This is a genomic window from Clostridium sp., assembly GCF_032552055.1.
In the GTDB taxonomy this organism is placed as follows: domain Bacteria; phylum Bacillota; class Clostridia; order Clostridiales; family Clostridiaceae; genus Clostridium.
Genome location: NZ_JAWGSV010000266.1, coordinates 1 through 4,240, shown reverse-complemented (window position 1 = coordinate 4,240; position 4,240 = coordinate 1). Strand labels below are relative to the sequence as shown.

The 4,240-nt window shown below is 27.9% G+C and carries 6 protein-coding genes and 1 pseudogene; 3 read left to right on the top strand and 4 right to left on the bottom strand.

From position 1 onward, the window contains the following. Positions 1-504: prealbumin-like fold domain-containing protein (locus tag E6248_RS13825; RefSeq protein ID WP_316341370.1), on the top strand; the 504-nt coding region annotated here is incomplete at its 5' end. Between the two features lie 48 nt (positions 505-552). On the opposite strand, the gene E6248_RS13820 is transcribed toward E6248_RS13825, so the two are convergent. Then, the gene (locus tag E6248_RS13820; RefSeq protein ID WP_316341369.1) at positions 553-1,125 is read right to left on the bottom strand and encodes a hypothetical protein; all 573 of its coding nucleotides are present in this window, start codon (positions 1,123-1,125) and stop codon (positions 553-555) included. Positions 1,126-1,127: 2 nt separating this feature from the next. After that, a complete protein-coding gene (locus E6248_RS13815) occupies positions 1,128-1,751 on the bottom strand; it encodes a YeeE/YedE thiosulfate transporter family protein (protein WP_316341368.1) in 624 nt (207 codons plus the stop codon). 167 nt (positions 1,752-1,918) lie between these two features. Here E6248_RS13815 and E6248_RS13810 point away from each other — a divergent pair, with 167 nt between their 5' ends. Next, a complete protein-coding gene (locus E6248_RS13810) occupies positions 1,919-2,380 on the top strand; it encodes a L,D-transpeptidase (RefSeq protein ID WP_316341371.1) in 462 nt (153 codons plus the stop codon). A gap of 207 nt (positions 2,381-2,587) precedes the next feature. Further along, positions 2,588-3,430 (top strand): DegV family protein, encoded by an 843-nt coding sequence (locus E6248_RS13805; protein WP_316341367.1) that lies wholly within the window; start codon positions 2,588-2,590, stop codon positions 3,428-3,430. Positions 3,431-3,477: 47 nt separating this feature from the next. Here E6248_RS13805 and E6248_RS13800 read toward each other — a convergent pair whose 3' ends face one another. Together E6248_RS13800 and E6248_RS13795 are read right to left on the bottom strand one after the other, a co-directional pair. Next, positions 3,478-3,918, bottom strand: coding sequence for a hypothetical protein (locus tag E6248_RS13800; RefSeq protein ID WP_316341366.1), 441 nt, complete (start codon positions 3,916-3,918; stop codon positions 3,478-3,480). Between the two features lie 133 nt (positions 3,919-4,051). Further along, positions 4,052-4,240 (bottom strand): annotated as a pseudogene (locus E6248_RS13795) (choline kinase); the annotation flags it as partial.

Here is a 4,240-nt window from a genome sequence, read left to right as displayed (position 1 = left end):
AAAATTGAAGTAAGTGTTAAAGAGAATAATTCAGTATATTCATATGAAATTGAAAACACTAGAATAAAAGGAACAGTAGAAATTAAAAAAGTTGATGAAGAGGGAAATCCACTAAAGGGAGCAGAGTTTACTCTATATAACAAAGAAGGTAAGGAGATATCAAAATCAATTAGCGATGAAAAGGGAATAGTAAGATTTGAAGCTGTTGACTATGGTAAATATATTCTAAAAGAGACTAAGGCTCCAGAGGGATATATCAAAGATGATACTGAAGTAGAAGTTGTTATAGATTCATCAAAGACTCAAGTATTTACTTTCAAGAATGTTAAGATAAAAGAAGATGCCAATAATGGTAATATAGATAATAATAATAGTTTAGGTAAAGGAGATCTTCCTTCAACAGGGGATGTATTTGATGTAAGACTATTTATATTAGTTGGATTAGCATTAATATTAGTAGGAAGTGGATTATTATTTAAGAAGAAATTAAAACTGAATAAATAAAAAAAAAGCTTTTACATAGTTTTCTATGTAAAAGCTTTTTTTATAGTATTATTTATCCTCGGGTTTTAAAATTGAAATTGGTAAAAAGTATGCTGCTATCATAAACAATACTCCTACCAAGAATAATCCAGTAAAACCAAATTCAAATACTGAAGGGAATTTTTCTGATACATTAAATAATGTTATCTTACCAAGATTTAAAGCATCAAACACTCCCATTTCTTTTAAAGGACCATATGAAAGTGAGAATAAGAATGCACCAAATAATCCACCTAAAACTGCTGCTAGTGCTTTCTTTATAGTATTCTTATTAGTAATAGCTCCAAGGCAAGTTCCAGGGCATGTCCCAATTGAGCCAAAAGCAAATCCAAATAAAAGTCCACCTAAGACTACGCCAAGATTCATAGTTTTTACACTTAAATTAGATATATCAAAGATTCCTAAAGCATTAGATAGAGATAATAGTACGCTTGAAAATCCTATAGCAAAAAGAATTATTTTTGCAAGGGATAAATCTTCTAATCGTAACATTTTTAGTATTTTATTAAAATTAGTAGCTTTTGCTAGGGAAAGAGCAAATCCGAAAAAGCCACCTAATAATATTGCTAATATAATTTCCATAATTAAGCCCTCCTATTATTAGTTCTTCTTTTATTTAAAATAATTGCTGTTGGAATAGCAGTTGCAAATACAGAAAGGGCAAATATATATCCACTTACACTTCCTTGCATCATTCCACTCATCATATGTCCACTAGTACATCCATCTGCAAGCCTTGCACCAAATAATAATATTGCTCCACCGAAGAAACTAGGACCATATTTTTTTATAAAACATTTTTCTTCTATACTACATGTAGAAGTTGACTTATTTTCATCAATAGAACAACTTTGAGTTTCTACATCTTCAAATTCAGAAGTTTGTATTAAGTTTTTCTTCTTTAACAATGTATATCCTAAATATCCTCCTAAAGGTATAGCTAAAACAAAGATAAAATCATAATTTAGTGGATTTTTAATTGATTTTGCTAGTTTACCTTCAGATTTATCATAATATGCATTTGAGCTTATATATCCACTTTCTCTTGTTGGATCCTCTTTAATAACATCCTTATCTATGGAACTATGAATTATGCCTGATAAAACTGAAAATTGAGTGGATACTCCAATAGGTTTTACTAAAAAGACTGATATGAAAAAGGAAAAACCTAAAATTAAAGCTCCTATTAACCATTTTTTATTTTTCATTTATATTTCCTCCTGAAATTTATTTACTTGATATCAATATATACTGAAAACAATTAACTGTATGTAACATAGTCACATATAAGATGATTAATGATTTTTAGAATCTTTAATTACTATTGCATAGTATAGTTTATAAGCAATAATAGAGAGGTATTGATTTGAGGATAATTAATAAGATTATTTCAGCATTTAGAGGAGAGGAAAATTATATTGAAAAGACTACAAAGTATGTAAATTCAGGAAACTTCTCAAGTAATACAAAATACTTTATATTTGTGGATCTTAAAAATTTTAAAGTTAATATTTTTACAGGATATAAAAATAATTGGAAGTTATTACACAGTTATCTTTGTACAATAGGAAAGAAGTCTACTCCAACTCCAAAGGGAACTTTTTCAGTAGGAATTAAGGGGTTATATTTTGGAGTAGAAAGGGGATATAAATGTTGGTATTATACACAGTTTAAGGGGAATTATTTATTTCATTCTATAATATATAATTTAGATGGAAGTGTAAGAGACGGTAGGCTTGGAATGGCATTATCAGATGGATGTGTAAGGTTAGAGAAGGTTAATGCCAAATGGATATATGATAATATACCAGAAGGTACTAAAGTTTTTATTAGTTAGTATTATATTAAGTTTAACTATATGTTCTTACTTTTAATAGCTACAGGTAGAAGGTAGAGAGAGTTATGAATTTAATTGTATGTTTTTACTTTATTAATTAAAAAATTAAATGTTTACAAAATATTTGTTGACCTACAATAAATGTGGTGTTACTCTTAATTCAGTAACCATAGATTTACTGAAGAAATTAATGATAGGAGACTAAAGATGATTAAAATAATATCAGACTCATCTACCCTTTACTCTATTAATGAAGGACAAGCTAATAATGTTGATATTTCTCCATTAATTGTAACTATTAATGATAAAAGTTATATGGAATATGAAGAGATAAATTCAGAAGAATTTATTGAGATTATTAATAAAGGACATGTTCCAAAGTCATCTCAACCATCTATAGGTGGAGTAGTGGAACTACAAAATAAATATAAAGATGATGAAATCATTAATATTTCTATGGCAGATGGTTTATCTGGAACATATAATTCAGCTTGTATGGCTAAGAATATGGATAGTAACCCAGATAGGATAGAAGTCATTAATTCACAAACTTTATGTGGTCCTCATAAGTATTTAGTAGATTTAGCAGTTAAACTTGTAGAAGATGGATTAACTAAAAGTGAAATTGTAAATGTAATTAATAAGCTTAAAGAGACATCTAGCTCATTTTTAATTCCACATGATTTTGATTTTCTAGTTAGAGGGGGAAGAATTTCTTCTTTATTAGGCAAAGTAGGAAGTATGATAAGCTTAGTTCCAGTAATGACTTTATCGACAGATGGTAAGTCCATGGAGAAGTTTACTGCCAAGAGAACTTATAAGAAGGCTATAAAAAAGATAGTAGATCATTTAAAAGAAATAGGAGCAAATAGTGATTATAAATACTATATTTCTCATGGATGTAATATAGGGTTGGCCAAAGAAGCAGAAGCTGTATTAAGAGAAATGGTTGAAAATATAGACTTAGAAATAAAGAAGCTAGGTCCAGCATTTATAACTCAAGGGGGACCAAGCTGTATTGCAATACAAGTAATAAAGAAATATAAGTAGAGTATAGTAATGGCTTTATGAAATTTAATATAAATTTCATAAAGCCATTATTCTTCTTCATTTAACTCTTCTTCACGTAATTCTTCGTCTTTAAGTGCAAGTAGTTCATAAAAAGCTTCAAGTCTAAGAAAATTAGCAAATGCACTTAGAAGGTATGAAATCTCTACTTTTCTATAAGCATGAAGGCTATTTTGTCTTTCTAAATAATCATTTTCTAGTATTTTAGTTTTTAATCTATTTAAAGATACTACCCATAGTATTGAATATCCCAAAGCAATAATACCTTGACCAAAAAGAAATGTTCTAAGTGAAGCATCACTATTAGTTTCCTCATTTAGTAATTCGTAAATATCTATTTTAGCACCATAAGCTATTATAAGATATCCTAAGGAGTTTAAGGTAGCTCCAAGAATTTCAGCTTGGCCTATACTTAAATCTGAGTTTCTTATATATTCTTCTAAGTCTTCTAAAAAATCATTATAGTTCAAGGTAAGAACTCCAAAGTATTGCTTCTTTATTATATGCAAGAAAGAAGTAATTGTTAAACTGTAAAAAGAGAAAACTACTTAGGTAAAATAGGTATTTAATTAATGGATTATTTAAATTAGGGGGAGGTTTCAATTAAAGATAGTTTTTAATTAAATCATCTAATATCATATTTCCACCTAATCTGTAATCATAAAGGCTATTGCTATTTATAGATTTTATAAAGCTCCAAGTGGCATTCCACAATTTTACTACAAAAATATAATTTTCTAATTTTTCTTTTAAAGAAAGATTAAAATATCCAAAATAACTATTAAGTAATTC